Source organism: Oceaniradius stylonematis, from assembly GCF_965223445.1.
Lineage (GTDB): Bacteria > Pseudomonadota > Alphaproteobacteria > Rhizobiales > Rhizobiaceae > Roseitalea > Roseitalea stylonematis.
Genome location: NZ_OZ244994.1, coordinates 2,648,385 through 2,664,156 on the forward strand (window position 1 = coordinate 2,648,385; position 15,772 = coordinate 2,664,156).

Below are 15,772 nucleotides of genomic sequence, written 5' to 3' on the forward strand. Positions count from 1 at the left end.
TGTTTCACACCAGAATCACCTGCTAGCGTGACGCCACCGCTTTGATCGGGGAACGACAGATGGTCCGCCTTGCAGCCCTTGTCCTTGTTTGCGTACTCGCCTTGACGGGCGCAGCCCGCGCCGATCTCCAGGGCCAGTATGAGCGCTTTCTGGAAGACACGATGTGGCCCAAGGCAAGGTCCGCCGGCGTCTCGCGCGCGACGTTCGACGGCGCAATGGGTACCAAACGCCTGAACACCGACATTCCCGGCCTCGTCCGACCCGGCCAGACGACGCCGCAACGCATTCGCCAGGCGGAGTTTTCCGCGCCCGCCCGCTATTTCAACGAGAACAATCTGGGCGCCATCGTCAGCCAGGGCCGCCGTCTGGCCAGCCAGCACGCGTCGACCCTGGCGGCGCTCGAGCGGCGCTACGGCGTGCCCGGTCGCATCATTCTGGCCATCTGGGGCCGCGAGAGCGCCTTCGGCCGCGTCGATATTCCGCACGATGCCTTCCAGGTGCTTGGCACCAAGGCCTTCATGTCGACCCGCCCCGAACTCTTCCGTACCGAACTGGTCGCCGCCCTTCAGATGGTCGAGCGCGGCAACGCCACCCCCGCGCAGATGAAATCGTCCTGGGCGGGCGCGCTCGGCCAGCCGCAATTCCTGCCGACATCATTCCTTGAGCACGCCGTCGACATCGATGGCGACGGCAAGCCCAACATCTGGACGTCCGTGCCCGACACGCTGGGCTCGATCGCCGCCTATCTCGATCATTTCGGCTGGGTTTCGGGACGCGACTGGGGGTTCGAAGTCAGTGTGCCCGCCGACATCTCATGCAGCTTCGAGGGGCCGGATCAGGGCCTGAAGATCCGCGACTGGGCGGCGATGGGCATCACCCGCATTTCCGGCCGCCCCTTTCCGGCCCACGAGATGGATCTGGAGGCCTATCTGATGATGCCCGCCGGCCGCAGCGGCCCGGCCTTCATCGTCACGCCGAACTTCTACGTGCTCAAACAGTATAATGAGAGCGATCTCTACGCCCTGTTCGTCGGCCATGCGGGCGACCGAATCGAATGGGGCTCGGGCCGGTTCAAGGCCGCCTGGGGCCGGGTCGACACGCTCTACCGCTCGGAGATCGCCGCCATGCAGCGCGTGCTCGAAGGCAAGGGCTATGATGTCGGCGGCGCCGACGGGCTGCCCGGCTTCAAGACCCGCCGCTCCATCGGCGACTGGCAGCAAAAGAACGGCCGGCAGCCCACATGCTTTCCGTCAAAGGCGCTGATCGGCGCGATCAGGTAGGCTCGCCGGTCAAAGCCCGAGCATGCCCAGATAGGCGATCGCCAGCGCGATGCTGACGATGAACTCGCCGGCGATGAAGGCCATGGCCAGCGACACGGAGCTGTCGAGCGCGGCGCGTGTCAGCCGGACGGCGGCGACAAGGATCAGCACCATCAGCACGCCGCCGAGCATCATCATCGCCCCATTGTCGTCGGCAACGACCAGATAGGGCACATAGAGCGCGGCGATCACATAGCTGAACAGCGCATTGGCCCAGTTCCGCGCGATCACCAGATGCACGAAACGGTGGCCGAGCCCGAGCGGGCGCAGGACGAGCGCGAAGACCGGGATCGGCAGCAGCCACACGACGAGTTCGAACACCGCTTCGCCGGCAACGAGCGGCGCAACGCCCATTGACGGCATTTCGGCCTGGTTGGCCCGCGCATTCATCACCCAGACGAAGAACATGGCCGGCAGCGCGACGGCGATCGCGGTGAACGAGCGCCAGAACCCGTCCGCCGAAATGTCCATCCGCTCGATGGCGCCGGGCCGCCCCGTGATCGCCGCAGCCACGCATTCGACATGGTGGAAGGCGTAGTCGAGATTGATCATCGGCCCGCTTTTCCCGCAAACCAGCGGATGATGAAGTCGGCATAGATCGCCGTCAGTGTTTCCAGATCCGCAAGCGCGACATGCTCGTCGACCATGTGCATGGTCTTGCCTACGAGGCCGAATTCGACCACCGGGCAGTAATCCTTGATGAACCGCGCATCGGACGTGCCGCCGGAGGTCGAAAGAACGGGATCGCGCCCGGTCACCGCGGTCACGCTGGCGGCCAGCGCCCCGGTCAGGGCTTCGTTGCGGGTCAGGAAAACCTGGCTCACCGGTTCTTTCCAATCGACGCCAAAACGCGCCGGCGGGCGATCGTCGCGGCCGGACGCGGCGCCGCGCGCGAGCCGCGCCATGATTTCCGCCTTCAGTGTCTCTTCCGTCCAACTGTCGTTGAACCGAACATTGAAGCTGGCCGACGCGCGCGCCGGAATCACATTGACCGCCGGATTGGCCGTATCGATCGTCGTCACTTCGAGATTGGATGGCTGGAAATCGTCGGTGCCCGCATCGAGCGGCGTCGCGTTCAGCGCCGCGCACAAGGCGACGATGGAGCGCACCGGATTGTCGGCCAGATGCGGATAGGCGACATGCCCTTGCGTCCCCTCGACAATGATCGTGCCGGACAGCGATCCGCGCCGGCCGATCTTGATCATGTCGCCCATCGCATCGGGATTGGTCGGCTCGCCCAGAAGGCACGCGTCCCAGCTTTCGCCCTTCTCGGCCGCCCATTTGAGCAGCTTGACCGAGCCGTTGATGGCCGGCCCTTCCTCGTCGCCGGTGATCAGAAGCGACACCGAACCCGGCACCGGCCGCCCGCTTTCGACAACCCGGGCAAGGGCGGCGACGAAACAGGCGATGCCGCCCTTCATGTCGACGGCGCCGCGCCCATACATGGCGCCCCCCGATACAGATGCGCCAAACGGATCGTGGGTCCAGGCGTCCGGATCGCCCGGCGGAACCACGTCGGTGTGACCGGCAAACATCAGATGCGGGCCGTTGCCCGAGCGCCGCGCATAGAGATTGTCGATGTCCGGCGTGCCCGGCTCGGAAAACACCGGCCGGTCGCAGACGAAGTCGAGCGGCGCCAGCATCGCGCTCAGTGCGTCGAGCGCGCCGGCATCGTCCGGGGTCACGGACGGGCATTGGATCAGCGCGGCCAGATTCGCCGCCGGGTCTGTGGGCAATCGGGTCATGCAGCGCACTTAGCCAATGACGCAGACCCTGTCACGCCCGCTGATTTGAGGGATTGCGCGGCGGGGAATCGTCCGTCGCACCGGGCGGCATGGTCGCAAACTGCGATCACAAACCTCACGAAACGCGTGAGATCGGCGCGGCGGGGTTACCGTCGCAACGCCGTCGGGATCGAAATCTGACCCTCAGCCGGTCACGAAAACCGGTCCATCGTTCACACGTCCCTGAACGCAGCGGTTCAACTGCGTGAACAATGGCGCTTCGATCACGGAACACGTGAATCGTTCCGTTTCTGTAAGCATATGAAAATGTTGAAAAAAATATGGCTCTAGGGTGCTGTTTCACACCCTTCAAGATCACAGCTGCGTGAGTCTGCTTACGTTTTTGTAATTGGCAGTTACCGCACCCCGTCCCCCATCTTCCGGTCAGCCAAGGCGGCAACGCAGAACGCTCCGCCGAAGCCCGGTACCCGGAAGGGGCCGCATCAACAACGGACCAAATGGAGACCTGACATGAAAACGATCCTTCTCGCCGCAGCCATCGCCGTCACCGCCACCACCGGCGCCTTCGCCCAGTCGTCCGCTCTGGATGTGTTCACCCCCGAAGTCAGCCAGTCCGGCGTCGACTTCTCCGCCACCGCCTCGATCGGCGACGGCGCAACTGAAGAGCTCGGCCCGCGTCTGGGCGACGGTTCGCCGGTCTACACGAACGACGTCCGCGGCATCGACTTCCGCGCCACCGCTTCGATCGGCGGCGCTCCGGAAGAACTGGGCCCGCGGCTCGGCGACGGCTCGCCCGTCTACAACTGATTTCCCAACACCAACCGACCGAACTCACAGGAGAAATGACATGAAAACGATCCTTCTCGCCGCAGCCATCGCCGTCACCGCCACCACGGGCGCCTTCGCCCAGTCGTCAGCGCTGGACGTGTTCACCCCCGAAGTCAGCCAGCCGGGCATCGACTTCTCGGCCACCGCCGGCATCGGCAACGGCATGAGCGAAGAGCTGGGCCCGCGTCTGGGCGACGGTTCGCCGGTCTTCACCAGCGAAGCCCGCGGCATCGACTTCCGCGCCACCGCTTCGATCGGCGGCGCTTCGGAAGAACTGGGCCTGCGCCTCGGCGACGGCTCGCCCGTCTACAACTGACGGCTCGCCTGATGGGCCTTCCAAGACGGGACCGCACGCTCCACCCCGGCGCGCGGTCCCGCAGTAACCCGAATGTGATTGGCACCCACCGGGCCGGACACTTTACCTAATGCAGGTGCGATGTTTTGCTGGAAAAGCCCTTAACGGGGTCAACCTGCAGGGGGTAGGACGATGTTGATCAAGGCCGGATTGTCGATCGCTTTGTTCTTATCGCCCCTTATCGCCTCCACCGCTCTCGCTTCCTCGTGGCTGACCACCGGCCGCAGTGCCTCCATTCCCTTCGGACACATGGAATATTGCAAGCGCAACCGCAACGATTGCGGACGCCACGGCGGCGTCAGCGGGCTCGCCGATGCACGGCTGTCGACGCTGAGCCAGGTCAATCTTGCCGTGAACCGGTCCATCGAGCCCATGTCCGACCAGAAGGCGCACGGCATACGCGAGATTTGGCTTGCCAGCACGCGCGCCGGCGACTGCGAGGATTATGTTCTGGCCAAGCGCAACCAGCTGCTGCGCCGTGGTTTCAAGCCCGGCCATCTGCGCATCGCGGTCGGCCGCAGCCGCGGCGAGGTCCATGCCGTGCTGGTCGTGCGCACCACGCAGGGCGACTTCGTGCTCGACAACAACACCGACGAGGTTCTGCCGGTGAACCGTTCGCGCATGCGCTTCGCCAAGCTGCAATCGGCGACCGACGCGTCGCAATGGGTGCGCGTCACCGGCCGCACCGGCGATCCGGCCCGCGTTACGCTGCGCTGATCGATTCTCTTCAGTTCGGCCGGGGAAAGGGCGGCGGGCCGTGCTCGTTGGCCTCTTGTGCCGATGGCCAGACGGCCAGAACGACGAAGGTGAAGAACGCCACCGCCGGGATCAGCAGCAACACCGCCAGCGCGCCCGGCAGTCCGATATCATGCAGCCGTTTGACCGCGAGCGCCAGCGCCGCCCAGGCCGACGCGATCCAAACCGCCAGCATCACAAGGCCCCAGAGTGCCAGGCTCGGGCTGTCTTCGGGCGCCGCTGCGATCTGGGCGACGATCGCCGCCTGGATCAGGATCATGCCGAGCGCGCCGAGCCAGAAGCTCTTGCGTCCGATCCGGCCCCTGAAGCCGAACAGGACCCATTTCACCGTCAGCGGATGGTCGGGCGCGCCGCTCATGATCGTCAGTCTCTCAAAAGCTCGTTGATGCCGGTCTTGGACCGGGTCTTCTCGTCGACCGTCTTGACGATCACCGCGCAGTAAAGATTCGGGCCCGGCTCGCCGTTCGGGAACGGTCTGCCCGGCATCGAACCGGCGACGACCACGGAGTAGGGCGGCACTTCGCCATAGGAAATCTCGCCGGTCGCGCGGTTGACGATCTTGGTGGACTTGCCGATGAAGACGCCCATGCCGAGCACCGAGCCTTCGCGCACGATGCAGCCCTCGACCACTTCCGAGCGGGCGCCGATGAAGCAATTGTCCTCGATGATGGTCGGGCCGGCCTGCATCGGCTCCAGCACGCCGCCAATGCCGACGCCGCCGGACAGATGCACGTTCTTGCCGATCTGTGCGCACGAGCCGACCGTCGCCCATGTGTCGACCATGGTGCCCTCGTCGACATAGGCGCCCAGATTGACGAAACACGGCATCAGCACCGCGCCTTTGGCGACATGGGCCGACCGGCGCACGGTGCAGTTGGGCACGGCGCGGAAGCCCGCGCGCTCGAATTCGGAGGCCGACCAGCCGTCGAATTTGGATGGCACCTTGTCCCACCAGGTGGCATCGCCAGGTCCGCCCTTGATGATCTCCATCGGGTTGAGCCGGAACGACAGCAGAACGGCCTTCTTCAGCCACTGATGGACGGTCCATGTGCCGTCCGCCTCGCGCGAGGCGACGCGCACCTTGCCGGCATCGAGAAGGTTCAGCGCCTCATCGACCGCCTCGCGGACCTCGCCGCGTGTCTCGGTGCTCACCCCGTCGCGCGCGTCAAAGGCGGTTTCGATCGTCTGTTCGAGGGCGGCGAGGTCGTGGCCGGACATGGTGCATCCTTTGATTGTGGGGCAGCCGGCACGGTGCTATCAGGCACCGCCCGGCGATCGCGTTTATCGGTGCAAGACCTATGCGAGACCGGGCATGAAGGTCAATCGCGCCGGTCTGAATGCCGGTCCGGACGCAGGGGAAGGGAAAACGCGATGAGCGCACGCCGCCGCGACGATGTCTGGGATCCGCTGGTTCCGTCCGAAAAGGACATGGAGCGGGCGAAGCAGGTGCCCGATACGCCGCAGACGCGCGCGCCGGCCTACAGGCTCGCCTTCGACGATCCGGAGTTCCTGTGCCGCGAGGAACTGCGCCCGGTGCGGCTCCAGCTCGAACTGCTCAAGCCTGACATGCTGCTCCAAGAGCGCGGCATCCGCTCGACGGTGGTGATGTTCGGCGGCGCGCGCATTCCCGAGCCGGGCGGCGAAGCATGGGCGGCCAAGAACGAAACGCAGAAGAAGAATCTCGAGGCCAACGCGGTCTATTACGAACAGGCGCGCGAATTCGCCCGCCAGTGTTCTCGCCATTCGGCCGCCAGCCTCTACAAGGAGTTCGTGGTCGTCACCGGCGGCGGACCCGGCGTCATGGAAGCGGGCAATCGCGGCGCGACCGATGTCGGCGCGCCCTCGATCGGGCTCAACATCGTCCTGCCGCACGAGCAGGCACCCAACGAATATGTCACGCCGGAACTGTGCTTCAACTTCCACTATTTCGCGATCCGCAAGATGCACTTCCTGCTGCGCGCCAAGGCGATTTCAGTCTTTCCGGGCGGGTTCGGAACGATGGACGAACTGTTCGAGGCGCTGACGCTGATCCAGACCGGCCGGATGGAGCGCGTGCCGTTCCTCTTGTTCGGCAAGGCGTTCTGGCGCGGCGCGATCGATCTCGACTTTCTCGCCGAACAGGGCACGATTTCGCCGGGCGATGTCGAACTGATCTCGTTTGTCGACACCGCCGACGAAGCCTGGGCGGTGATCGCCGATTTCTACGCGCTGGCGTGAGCGGCGCCCCGACCGCTTGCCGCCGGGGCGCGGCCTTTCAGTCGAACGCCACGGCGACGAGCACCAGCGCGGCGACTGCGGCCAGCACCAGCCAGTAGCGCGGAAGCGACACGGTGATCTCTTCCTTGAGCCAGTCCATAGGGCGGCGCGGTTCGTTGCCGTTCGGGGTCACGTCGATCTGTTCCATCCTTGTCTCCATGAGAGTTCCGGCGCCGCCGATCGGCGCCGGTGTGCGATCCTTCTAACGGCCCCTTGCTGACAGTCCGCTGACGAAATCGGCTGGCGGGAATCAGGGCGCTGCAACGGGAAGAAGAAGACTGGCTTCAAGTCCCTTTTCGCGATTGGCGAGCACCAGCCGGCCGCCGGCCGCCTCGGCAATGTCGGCCGCAATCGCCAGCCCCAGCCCCGTGCCGGCCTCGTCCAGCCGCATGCCGCGCGCGGTGACCTTTTCGAGCAGATCGGGCTCGATCCCCGGCCCGTCGTCGCGCACCGCGACGCTCACCTCTCCGGCCGCGTACCGCACCGCCAATTCGACCCGGCTGCGCGCGTGGCGGGCCGCGTTCTCGACCAGCGCGCCGAGCGCCTCGGCGAGGTCGGCCGCATCGATCGCCGCCATCGGGATTTGCGCTCCGCCATCGAGATGCCATGCCAGCCGTTCGCCGGCAGCCGTTCGCCGGGCCACCTCGATGACCCGCCCGCAGACCTCGGCCGGATCGCACCGGGAGGCGGCTGCTCCGGCGGCGACGCGCGTGCGCGCCAGTTCGCGGTCGACATGACGCTGCATGGCGCGCGCGATCGCCTCAATGCTCTCGGCGTGCGCCGCATCGCCTGCTTGCGAAAGGCGCCCGGCCTCGCCCATCAGCGCCTGCAGCGGCGTCTTCAGACCATGCGCCAGATCGCCGGCGCGGGCGCGGGCGCGCATGATGTCGGCCTCGCGCGCCGCAAGAAGACCGTCAAGTTCGGTGGCGAGCGGCCGTACCTCGGCGGGCCAGTCCTCGCCGATCCTGTGCGCGCGGCCCGACCGGATGGCGGCGACGCGTGAGCCGATGCGCCGCATCGGCCTGAGGCCGATACCGACCTGGACCCAGCCCGCCGCGATCAGCGCGGCGGCCAGAAGGCCGAGATAAGGCGCCAGATCGGCGAGGAAGGCGTTGCGCGCGGCATCGAGTTCGGCCGCGTTCAGCGCCACCGCCGCGCGGACGCGCCCGCCGCCGAGCGGCGCGGGCAGCGAGACCATGCGTTCCAGCGCCAGTAGCGGCGCGTCACCGGGCCCGCCGATCCTGTGGACATGGACGGCTCCGTCGGCGACCTCGTCCGGCGGCAGGGCGAGACGGTGGTCCCAAAGCGACCGCGAGCGCAGCGTGTCGCCGGCCAGATCGATCTGCCAGTAGAGCCCGCCATACGGGCGCCGAAAGCGCGGATCGGCGGGCGGCGCGACCAGAAGACGACCGGATTGGTCGCGCGTCAGCCCGGCCAGCACCTGGTCCAGATGCACTTCCAGCTCGGCGATGGCACGGCGTTCGACATGGCCGGCGAACAGCGCGGCCAGTCCGGCCGCGGCAAGGCCGAGCGCGACGATAATGGCGGCTGCGCCCGCAACCACCAGGCGCCAGCGCAGCGACAGCCGCGTCAAGCCGCCGACCCTTCGAGGAAATAGCCGAAGCCGCGCCGCGTGCCGATGACTCCGGCGCCCAGCTTGCGGCGCAGCCGCGCGACGACGGCTTCGAGCGCGTTGGCCTCGCGCGCGTCGTCATCGCCGTAAAGGTGTTCGAGCAGTTCTCCGGGCGGCACCACGCGGCCGTTGCTCAGCGCCAGATAGGCCAGAAGCCTGTATTCAAGCGCGGTCACCCGGACCGGAACGCCGCGAAGGGCAACGCTCATCCTGTTGGTATCGAGCGTCAGCGCCCCGATGCTGTGTACCGCCGCGCCCTGGCCCGCCGAGCGCCGCACCAGCGCCCGCGCCCTTGCGACGAGTTCCTCCATCCGAAACGGTTTGGGCAGATAATCGTCGGCGCCGGCCTCGATGCCCTCGACGCGCTCCATCCACGCGCCTCGCGCCGTCAGCACGAGCACCGGCATGTTGCGGCCGTTCGCCCGCCATCGTTTGAGCACGCTCAGACCGTCCATCGCCGGAAGGCCCAGATCGAGCACGATCAGCGCATAGTCTTCCGTGTCGCCAAGAAACCAGGCGTCCTCGCCGTCCGCGCAGGTTTCGACGACGAACCCCGCCGCGCCAAGCGCCGCGTCGAGATCCGCAGCGATCCGCTGATCATCCTCGACGACGAGTGCCCGCATCAGTCCCAATCATCGTAATCGTCATGATCATCATAATCGTCGTCGTAGAACTCGTCTTCGGCTTCCAGTTCGATGATGCGCCCGTTCGCGGCATTCACATAGACCTCGTAGAGCCGGCCCTGCGCGCTGACCAGTTCGATCTCGTAGACATAGACGCCATCGTCCCGGTCCAGTTCGATCTCGATCACGCGGCCGCCGAACCGTTCGTCGACGATGGCGAGGATTTTGGCGAGCGGCAGGATTTCGCCGCGCTCGACGGCCTGAAGCGCGCGATCCTGATCGTCGGCATCGACCGTCCCGGGAAGGACGGCCATCGCGACGAGGAGCGGCAGCAAAATCTTGCGCATGGGTAACTCTAGACCTGCCGTGCTGACAATTCGCTGACAAGGCCCGTCAGGCCGCCATCAGGGCCGATGGTGCAAAAGCGGACCGTCAACGCGGCAACCGCCGCACCTCGGAAAGGGATATCGATCATGAAACACACAACCCTCTTTGCAACCGCCGCAATCCTCGCCCTTGGCAGCTTCGCCGTGACCGCACAGGCGTCCGGCGGCGAGGCTCTCCAGGGCATCCCGGCAACCGGCGAAAGGATGAGCATGTCAGAAGTCATCACCAAGCTCGAGGCGGAAGGCTACCGGGTCGACGAGATCGAGTTCGACGACGACGGCTGTTACGATGTCGATCTGTATGATGCCGACGGGCGCGACATCGACGCCGACATCCATCCGGTAACCGGCAAGGTCCTGGAATGGAAGATCGACGACTGACGCCTTTTGCGCGTCCCAAGGGGCGGATTTGGCGAAAGCCGTTCCGCCTCCAGGCCCGCTCGACCGGCCGCCGGTCTTGTCCGATCACGGGCTTGAACGCCCACATGGCCCCAGTTGGCGGCAAACCCGATCAGTGGCGGTAGGTGGCTGGGGCGGCAGGATTCGAACCTGCGCATGGCGGTACCAAAAACCGCTGCCTTACCGCTTGGCTACGCCCCAACGTGTCGGCCCGTTCGTGCCCTGGCCGCGATGAAGACGGGGTAAAGCCGGAAGCGCGCCGCCTGTCAACGGCCCGCCGCGGATTTTCCCGAGACCGCGACACCGGCGGGCGGCCCGGTGCTCGTGCCCGGCACCAGACTTGCCTCCAGCAGCATGTGAACGATGCCGCGCCGCCCCTCGATCATGTCGATCAGCATGTCGGCGCAGTGGCGGCCCGCTTCGCCGATGCCCGAGCGGATCACGGTCAGACCCATCCCGTCCGGTCCGATGTCGAGGAACGACAGCTTGTCGTCATAGCTGATGATGGAGATATCCGTTCCGGGCACCAGGCCGTGTTCGCGCACCGCGCCCATCACGCCAAGCGCCGACAGGGCGCTGGCGACCAGAACCGCTGTCGGCGGATCGTCGCTGGCAAGAAACGCGGTCATCGCCTCATGGCCGACAGGTTCGATCATCTCGTTGCTCGACATCAGCAGCGGATCGACGGCGATGCCCGCCTCGCGCAGCGCTTCCTCATAGCCCTCGCGCCGGCGCCGGGCGAACACCATGTGCTCCCAGCCATTGACCAGCGCGATCCGCCGGTGTCCCAGGCCGATGAGATATCGTGTCGCCTCGGCAAAGGCCCGGCGGTTGTTGACGTCGACCCAGCTATAGCTGTCGTCGTCCTGCAGGGTGCGGCCATGCACGACGAACGGCAGGCCCAGGCTGTGCAGGAGCCCCGGGCGGGCATCGCTGGCCACCGGCCCGTGCACGATCACGCCATCGACCCGGCGATTGCGCTTCATCGCGCGGTACGTCTCGGTCTCCTTGTCCGCATCGACCACCGAAATCAGCATGTCGTAGCCGCGCCGGTTGTAGACCGCGCCCGCGCCGGCGATGAAATCGGTGAAGTGCGGATTGATCATGTCGTGCTTGGAGATCGGCACCACATGGCCGATCGTCCGGGTCTTGCCGGTCGCCAGCCGGCGTGCGCTTGAATCGGGCGCGTAATTGTGCTCGCGCGCCGCATCGATGACCCGCTGCCGCGTTGTCTCGCTGACCTCCGGATATCCGTTCAGCGCCCTGCTGACGGTCGTCTGTGAGAGCCCGAGTTTCTCGGAAAGCTCCTTCAAATTGGCCAACATCTCCTCCCGATCATCGGCTCAAAGGGCTTTGAGGTCGATATCAAGACGCACATTGGCGCGTTAGGCAAGCCTGTTGCGGCAATTGCCGGTACGCCGCGGTTACTTCGCGGCCGGCCGACCCGTCACGTTTGCCGCGAGGGAACTTGCAGGCGGGACAAAGCGCTTGACTCGCTGCGCTTCCACGACCAAAGTCGGGCAAGCCAAAGCGCTTTGACTGCGCGTGGTTGTTCGTATCGTACCAATGCGCGACATCGATCTGGGAGGATCACCGATGAAAAGAACTCTTCTGGCCGGCGTGGCCGGTCTTGCCGTGCTGGCCGCCGGCAGCGTGCAGGCTCAGGACCTCGTTTTCCCCGTTGGGGAAGGCGATTTCAGCTGGGAAAGCTACAATGAATGGGCTGAATCGGCGCCTGATCTGAGCGGCCAGACCGTGACGATCGCCGGCCCCTGGCTGCAGCCGGAGGACGAGGTATTCCGTTCGGCGATCGCCTATTTTGCCGCCGCCACCGGCGCCGAGGCGATCTACACGGGCTCGGATTCGTTCGAACAGCAGATCGTCATCGATGCCGAGGCGGCTCTGCGCCGAACGTTGCGGTCTTCCCGCAGCCGGGCCTTGCCGCCGACATGGCCTCGCGCGGCCTTCTGTCTCCGCTGCCCGAAGGCATGGGAGAGTGGGTTGCCGAGAACTACGGTGCCGGCGAAAGCTGGGTCGATCTGGGCACCTATCCCGACCAGGACGGCAACGACCAGCTCTTCGGCTTCTTCTACAATGTCAACGTCAAGAGCCTGGTCTGGTACGTGCCGGAGAACTTCGAGGATGCCGGCTATGAAGTCCCTGAATCGATGGAAGAGCTCAAGGCGTTGACAGAGCAGATCGCCGCCGACGGCGAAACGCCCTGGTGCATCGGTCTGGGTTCGGGTGCCGCCACTGGCTGGCCTGCAACCGACTGGGTCGAGGACATCATGCTGCGCACCCAGCCGCCGGAAGTCTATGACGGATGGACGACGAACGAAATTCCCTTCAACGACGAGCGCGTGGTGGCCGCCATCGAGGAATTCGGCTGGTTTGCCCGCAATGACGACTTCGTCTCCGGCGGTGCAGGCCAGGTGGCCTCGACCGACTTCCGCGATTCGCCGAAGGGTCTGTTTGCATCGCCGCCGCAGTGCTACATGCACCGCCAGGCATCGTTCGTGCCGGCCTTCTTCCCCGAGGGCATCGAGTTCGGTGAAGATGTCGACTTCTTCTACTTCCCCGCCTTTGCCGAAAAGGATCTGGGCAACCCGGTTCTGGGCGGCGGCACGCTGATGTCGATCACCGATCCCTCCGAGGCGACCAACCACCTCATGGAGTTCTTCAAGCTGCCGATCGCCCATGAGATCATGATGGCGCAGACCGGTTTCCTGACACCGCACAAGGGTGTCAATGCCGACACCTACATGAACGACGCGCTGAAGGGGCAGGGCGAGATTCTCGTCAACGCCACCACTTTCCGCTTCGACGGGTCCGACCTGATGCCCGGCGGCGTGGGTGCCGGTTCCTTCTGGACCGGCATGGTCGACTATACGGGCGGCAAGGATGCCCAGGCCGTGGCCGACGAGATCCAGGCCAGCTGGGAGGCGCTGAAATAAGCGCCGCATCCACCTAAGCTGGGCGGGGGGCGGTTCGCCGCCTCCCGCCGCCAAAGACAACGAGCGCACGCCGGACATCGCGCCGGTCGTCCAGCGCCGGGAGGGCACCATGAACCCAGCATTGCAGGGTCTCATCACGATATTGGTGGGCGTCGGCGGCTGCGTCGGATATTTCTACTTTTCCAACCAGATCCTCGACAAGGTGATCTTTCCCGCCAAGGGACCGAAAGCCGGCGACAACATCAACCGCGCCAACCAGGTGCGCCCCTGGCTGTTCCTGTTTCCCGCCATCTTCGCGCTCGGGCTTTATCTCGGCTATCCCGTCTTCGAAACGCTGCGTCTGTCGCTGACCGACAGGACCCAGGGCGGCGCCTTCGTCGGGCTTGCCAACTACAACCAGATGATGGCGGAGCCCAAATTCTGGGAAGCGATCCGCAACAACATGCTCTGGCTGATCGTCGTACCCGCCGCATCCACCGGTTTCGGCCTTCTGGTCGCCCAGCTCACCGACCGCATCTCCTGGGGCAACATCGCCAAGTCGCTGATCTTCATGCCGATGGCGATCTCCTTTGTCGGCGCCTCGGTCATCTTCAAGCTCATCTATGACGCCCGTCCGGCCGAAACCGCCCAGATCGGCATTCTGAACGCCATCTGGATGCAGTTCGACGGCGGCTTCGGCTCGCTGTTCGTGCTTCAGTTGCTGCCGACCATCGTGCTGCTCGGGTTCGCCGGCATTGTCGGCTACACGACCTTTCTGCTGGTCAATCCGATCATCGACCGCGAAGGCAGGAGGGCGGTTCCGTTCATCCCGTTGCGGCTGATCGGCGCGCTGCTCGGCGTCTGGCTGGTCTGGATGTCATTGTCCTCCCTGGTCGGCGTCTGGACGGCCCAGCCGCCCTATGGCGAGCCGCAGCAATGGCTGACGCTGCCCTTCTGGAACAATTTCTTCCTCATGGTCGTGCTGATCTGGATCCAGACCGGCTTTGCCATGGTCATCCTGTCGGCGGCGCTGCGCGGCATTCCCGAGGAAACCATCGAAGCGGCGATCATCGACGGCGCCAATCCGTTCCAGATCTTCTTCAAGATCAAGATCCCGCAGATCATGGGCACCATCGTCGTCGTCTGGACGACGATCACCATCACCGTGCTCAAGGTCTTCGACATCGTGTTCGCCATGACCAACGGCCAGTGGGAGACACAGGTTCTCGCCAACTACATGTACGACAAGCTGTTCCGCGCCAATGACTGGGGCGTCGGTTCGGCCAGTGCGATGGTGATCATGCTGCTGGTGACGCCAATCCTGGTCTGGAACGTCTACAACGCCCGCAAGGAGATGCGCTGATGAGTGACACCGTCGGTACCAAATCCGCTCTGAGCTGGGCCGTTCACCTGTCGGTGGCAGCGCTCGTGCTGCTCTGGCTGTTCCCGACCGTCGGCCTGCTGATCTCCTCGTTCCGCACCGCCGACCAGATTTCGGCATCGGGCTGGTGGGCCTCGCTGTCGACCTCCGAGCAGGTCATCCAGGTGCGCACCGGCGGCCGCGATGCCGCGCGGCAGGAAGATGGTGTGTTCGTCGTCGAGGGCAACATTCTGACCGATGCCGAAGACGCGCCCGGCGCCGTTGAATTGGTCAGCTATGGCGTTTCCTCGCGCGCGGTCAGTGCCTATGAGATCGGCGAGACGGCGGAGTTCGGTGACGGCGAGACGCTGATCCTGAACGCCGACGGCACCTATCTCTACACCAGCGTCGAGGAGCCGGGCCGTCGCGGCCAGCGCGTCTTCGTCACTGCGCTTCTGCCGCCCGATTTCACGACCCAGAACTATCAGACCGTACTGTTCTCCGGCACCGGCCAGGACAATATGGCAAAGGCATTCTTCAACACGTTGACCGTGGTGATACCGGCGACGATCATCCCGATCCTGATCGCCGCCTTCGCCGCTTATGCGCTGGCATGGATGGAGTTTCCCGGAAGAGCGCTGTTGATCGCCGCGGTCGTCGGGCTACTTGTCGTGCCGCTGCAATTGGCGCTGATCCCGCTCCTTCAGCTTCACAATGCGGTGGGCATCGGCAAGGGTTACCTGGGTGTCTGGCTGGCGCACACCGGCTTCGGCCTGCCGTTGGCGATCTACCTGTTGCGCAACTACATGGTCGGCCTGCCGCGCGACATCATCGAAAACGCCCGCGTGGACGGCGCGACCGACTTCCAGATCTTCGTGCGGATCATCCTGCCGCTTTCGTTCCCGGCGCTCGCCTCGTTCGCCATCTTCCAGTTCCTGTGGACCTGGAACGACCTGCTCGTCGCGCTGGTCTTCCTGATCGATGCGACCGGCGAGACGACCGTGATGACCCGGCAGATCGTCGAACTGCTCGGCACGCGCGGGGGCAACTGGGAAATCCTCGCAACGGCCGCGTTCGTTTCGATTTCGGTGCCGCTCGCCGTCTTCTTCGCCATGCAACGTTATCTGGTGCGCGGCCTTCTGGCCGGCTCGGTGAAATAGGAAAATCGATCCGTGAACG

General features: G+C 65.3%; 17 protein-coding genes, 1 tRNA gene and 1 pseudogene. 9 read left to right on the top strand and 10 right to left on the bottom strand.

The features are described from left to right. The first annotated feature begins 59 nt into the window (after window positions 1-59). Window positions 60-1,280, top strand: coding sequence for a lytic murein transglycosylase (locus tag ACOQOU_RS13030; protein ID WP_306025205.1), 1,221 nt, complete (start codon window positions 60-62; stop codon window positions 1,278-1,280). Between the two features lie 9 nt (window positions 1,281-1,289). Here the strand turns inward: ACOQOU_RS13030 and ACOQOU_RS13035 are convergent, their stop codons facing one another. Further along, on the bottom strand, window positions 1,290-1,871 hold the full coding sequence (locus tag ACOQOU_RS13035; RefSeq protein ID WP_306025206.1) for a hypothetical protein: 582 nt from the start codon (window positions 1,869-1,871) through the stop codon (window positions 1,290-1,292). Next, the gene (gene dapE, locus ACOQOU_RS13040) at window positions 1,868-3,064 is read right to left on the bottom strand and encodes a succinyl-diaminopimelate desuccinylase (protein ID WP_306025207.1); all 1,197 of its coding nucleotides are present in this window, start codon (window positions 3,062-3,064) and stop codon (window positions 1,868-1,870) included. The genes ACOQOU_RS13035 and dapE overlap by 4 nt, the downstream gene beginning before the upstream one ends. A gap of 510 nt (window positions 3,065-3,574) precedes the next feature. Here dapE and ACOQOU_RS13045 point away from each other — a divergent pair. The 3 genes from ACOQOU_RS13045 to ACOQOU_RS13055 all read left to right on the top strand — a co-directional run bounded on the left by ACOQOU_RS13045 (window position 3,575) and on the right by ACOQOU_RS13055 (window position 4,964). Further along, window positions 3,575-3,871: a hypothetical protein gene (locus ACOQOU_RS13045; RefSeq protein ID WP_306025208.1), complete on the top strand. Its 297-nt coding sequence runs from the start codon at window positions 3,575-3,577 to the stop codon at window positions 3,869-3,871. 40 nt (window positions 3,872-3,911) lie between these two features. Continuing rightward, the gene (locus ACOQOU_RS13050; protein WP_306025209.1) at window positions 3,912-4,208 is read left to right on the top strand and encodes a hypothetical protein; all 297 of its coding nucleotides are present in this window, start codon (window positions 3,912-3,914) and stop codon (window positions 4,206-4,208) included. Window positions 4,209-4,379: 171 nt separating this feature from the next. After that, on the top strand, window positions 4,380-4,964 hold the full coding sequence (locus ACOQOU_RS13055) for a transglutaminase-like cysteine peptidase (RefSeq protein ID WP_109768749.1): 585 nt from the start codon (window positions 4,380-4,382) through the stop codon (window positions 4,962-4,964). Window positions 4,965-4,974: 10 nt separating this feature from the next. On the opposite strand, the gene ACOQOU_RS13060 is transcribed toward ACOQOU_RS13055, so the two are convergent. Both ACOQOU_RS13060 and dapD read right to left on the bottom strand, forming a co-directional pair. After that, window positions 4,975-5,361: a DUF805 domain-containing protein gene (locus tag ACOQOU_RS13060; RefSeq protein WP_109768748.1), complete on the bottom strand. Its 387-nt coding sequence runs from the start codon at window positions 5,359-5,361 to the stop codon at window positions 4,975-4,977. A 5-nt stretch (window positions 5,362-5,366) separates the two neighbouring features. Further along, complete coding sequence (dapD, locus tag ACOQOU_RS13065; RefSeq protein ID WP_306025210.1) at window positions 5,367-6,221, bottom strand: 2,3,4,5-tetrahydropyridine-2,6-dicarboxylate N-succinyltransferase; 855 nt, start codon at window positions 6,219-6,221, stop codon at window positions 5,367-5,369. Between the two features lie 153 nt (window positions 6,222-6,374). On the opposite strand from dapD, the gene ACOQOU_RS13070 reads away from it, so the two are divergent. Continuing rightward, window positions 6,375-7,220: an LOG family protein gene (locus tag ACOQOU_RS13070; RefSeq protein ID WP_109768746.1), complete on the top strand. Its 846-nt coding sequence runs from the start codon at window positions 6,375-6,377 to the stop codon at window positions 7,218-7,220. A gap of 37 nt (window positions 7,221-7,257) precedes the next feature. On the opposite strand, the gene ACOQOU_RS13075 is transcribed toward ACOQOU_RS13070, so the two are convergent. The 4 genes from ACOQOU_RS13075 to ACOQOU_RS13090 form a co-directional block, all read right to left on the bottom strand. Continuing rightward, on the bottom strand, window positions 7,258-7,419 hold the full coding sequence (locus ACOQOU_RS13075) for a hypothetical protein (protein ID WP_306025211.1): 162 nt from the start codon (window positions 7,417-7,419) through the stop codon (window positions 7,258-7,260). 90 nt (window positions 7,420-7,509) lie between these two features. Next, entirely contained in the window at window positions 7,510-8,853 is a 1,344-nt protein-coding gene (locus tag ACOQOU_RS13080; protein WP_306025212.1) for a sensor histidine kinase, read from the bottom strand. Further along, complete coding sequence (locus ACOQOU_RS13085) at window positions 8,850-9,515, bottom strand: response regulator transcription factor (RefSeq protein ID WP_109768744.1); 666 nt, start codon at window positions 9,513-9,515, stop codon at window positions 8,850-8,852. Before ACOQOU_RS13085 ends, ACOQOU_RS13080 begins: the two co-directional genes overlap by 4 nt. Further along, window positions 9,515-9,862, bottom strand: a complete 348-nt coding sequence (locus ACOQOU_RS13090) for a PepSY domain-containing protein (protein ID WP_306025213.1) — start codon at window positions 9,860-9,862, stop codon at window positions 9,515-9,517. Before ACOQOU_RS13090 ends, ACOQOU_RS13085 begins: the two co-directional genes overlap by 1 nt. A 126-nt stretch (window positions 9,863-9,988) precedes the next feature. Here ACOQOU_RS13090 and ACOQOU_RS13095 point away from each other — a divergent pair, with 126 nt between their 5' ends. Next, a complete protein-coding gene (locus ACOQOU_RS13095) occupies window positions 9,989-10,282 on the top strand; it encodes a PepSY domain-containing protein (RefSeq protein ID WP_306025214.1) in 294 nt (97 codons plus the stop codon). 144 nt (window positions 10,283-10,426) lie between these two features. Here the strand turns inward: ACOQOU_RS13095 and ACOQOU_RS13100 are convergent. Together ACOQOU_RS13100 and ACOQOU_RS13105 are read right to left on the bottom strand one after the other, a co-directional pair. Continuing rightward, a tRNA-Gln gene (locus tag ACOQOU_RS13100) sits at window positions 10,427-10,501 on the bottom strand. 65 nt (window positions 10,502-10,566) lie between these two features. Beyond that, complete coding sequence (locus ACOQOU_RS13105; protein WP_420578729.1) at window positions 10,567-11,625, bottom strand: LacI family DNA-binding transcriptional regulator; 1,059 nt, start codon at window positions 11,623-11,625, stop codon at window positions 10,567-10,569. Between the two features lie 271 nt (window positions 11,626-11,896). Between ACOQOU_RS13105 and ACOQOU_RS13110 the strand changes: the two are divergent. From ACOQOU_RS13110 to ACOQOU_RS13120, 3 genes and pseudogenes are all read left to right on the top strand, one after another. Continuing rightward, window positions 11,897-13,254: pseudogene (locus ACOQOU_RS13110) on the top strand (ABC transporter substrate-binding protein). A 109-nt stretch (window positions 13,255-13,363) separates the two neighbouring features. Continuing rightward, window positions 13,364-14,596, top strand: a complete 1,233-nt coding sequence (locus ACOQOU_RS13115) for a carbohydrate ABC transporter permease (RefSeq protein WP_306025216.1) — start codon at window positions 13,364-13,366, stop codon at window positions 14,594-14,596. After that, a complete protein-coding gene (locus ACOQOU_RS13120) occupies window positions 14,596-15,753 on the top strand; it encodes a carbohydrate ABC transporter permease (protein WP_306025217.1) in 1,158 nt (385 codons plus the stop codon). Before ACOQOU_RS13115 ends, ACOQOU_RS13120 begins: the two co-directional genes overlap by 1 nt. The last annotated feature ends 19 nt before the right edge of the window (window positions 15,754-15,772 follow it).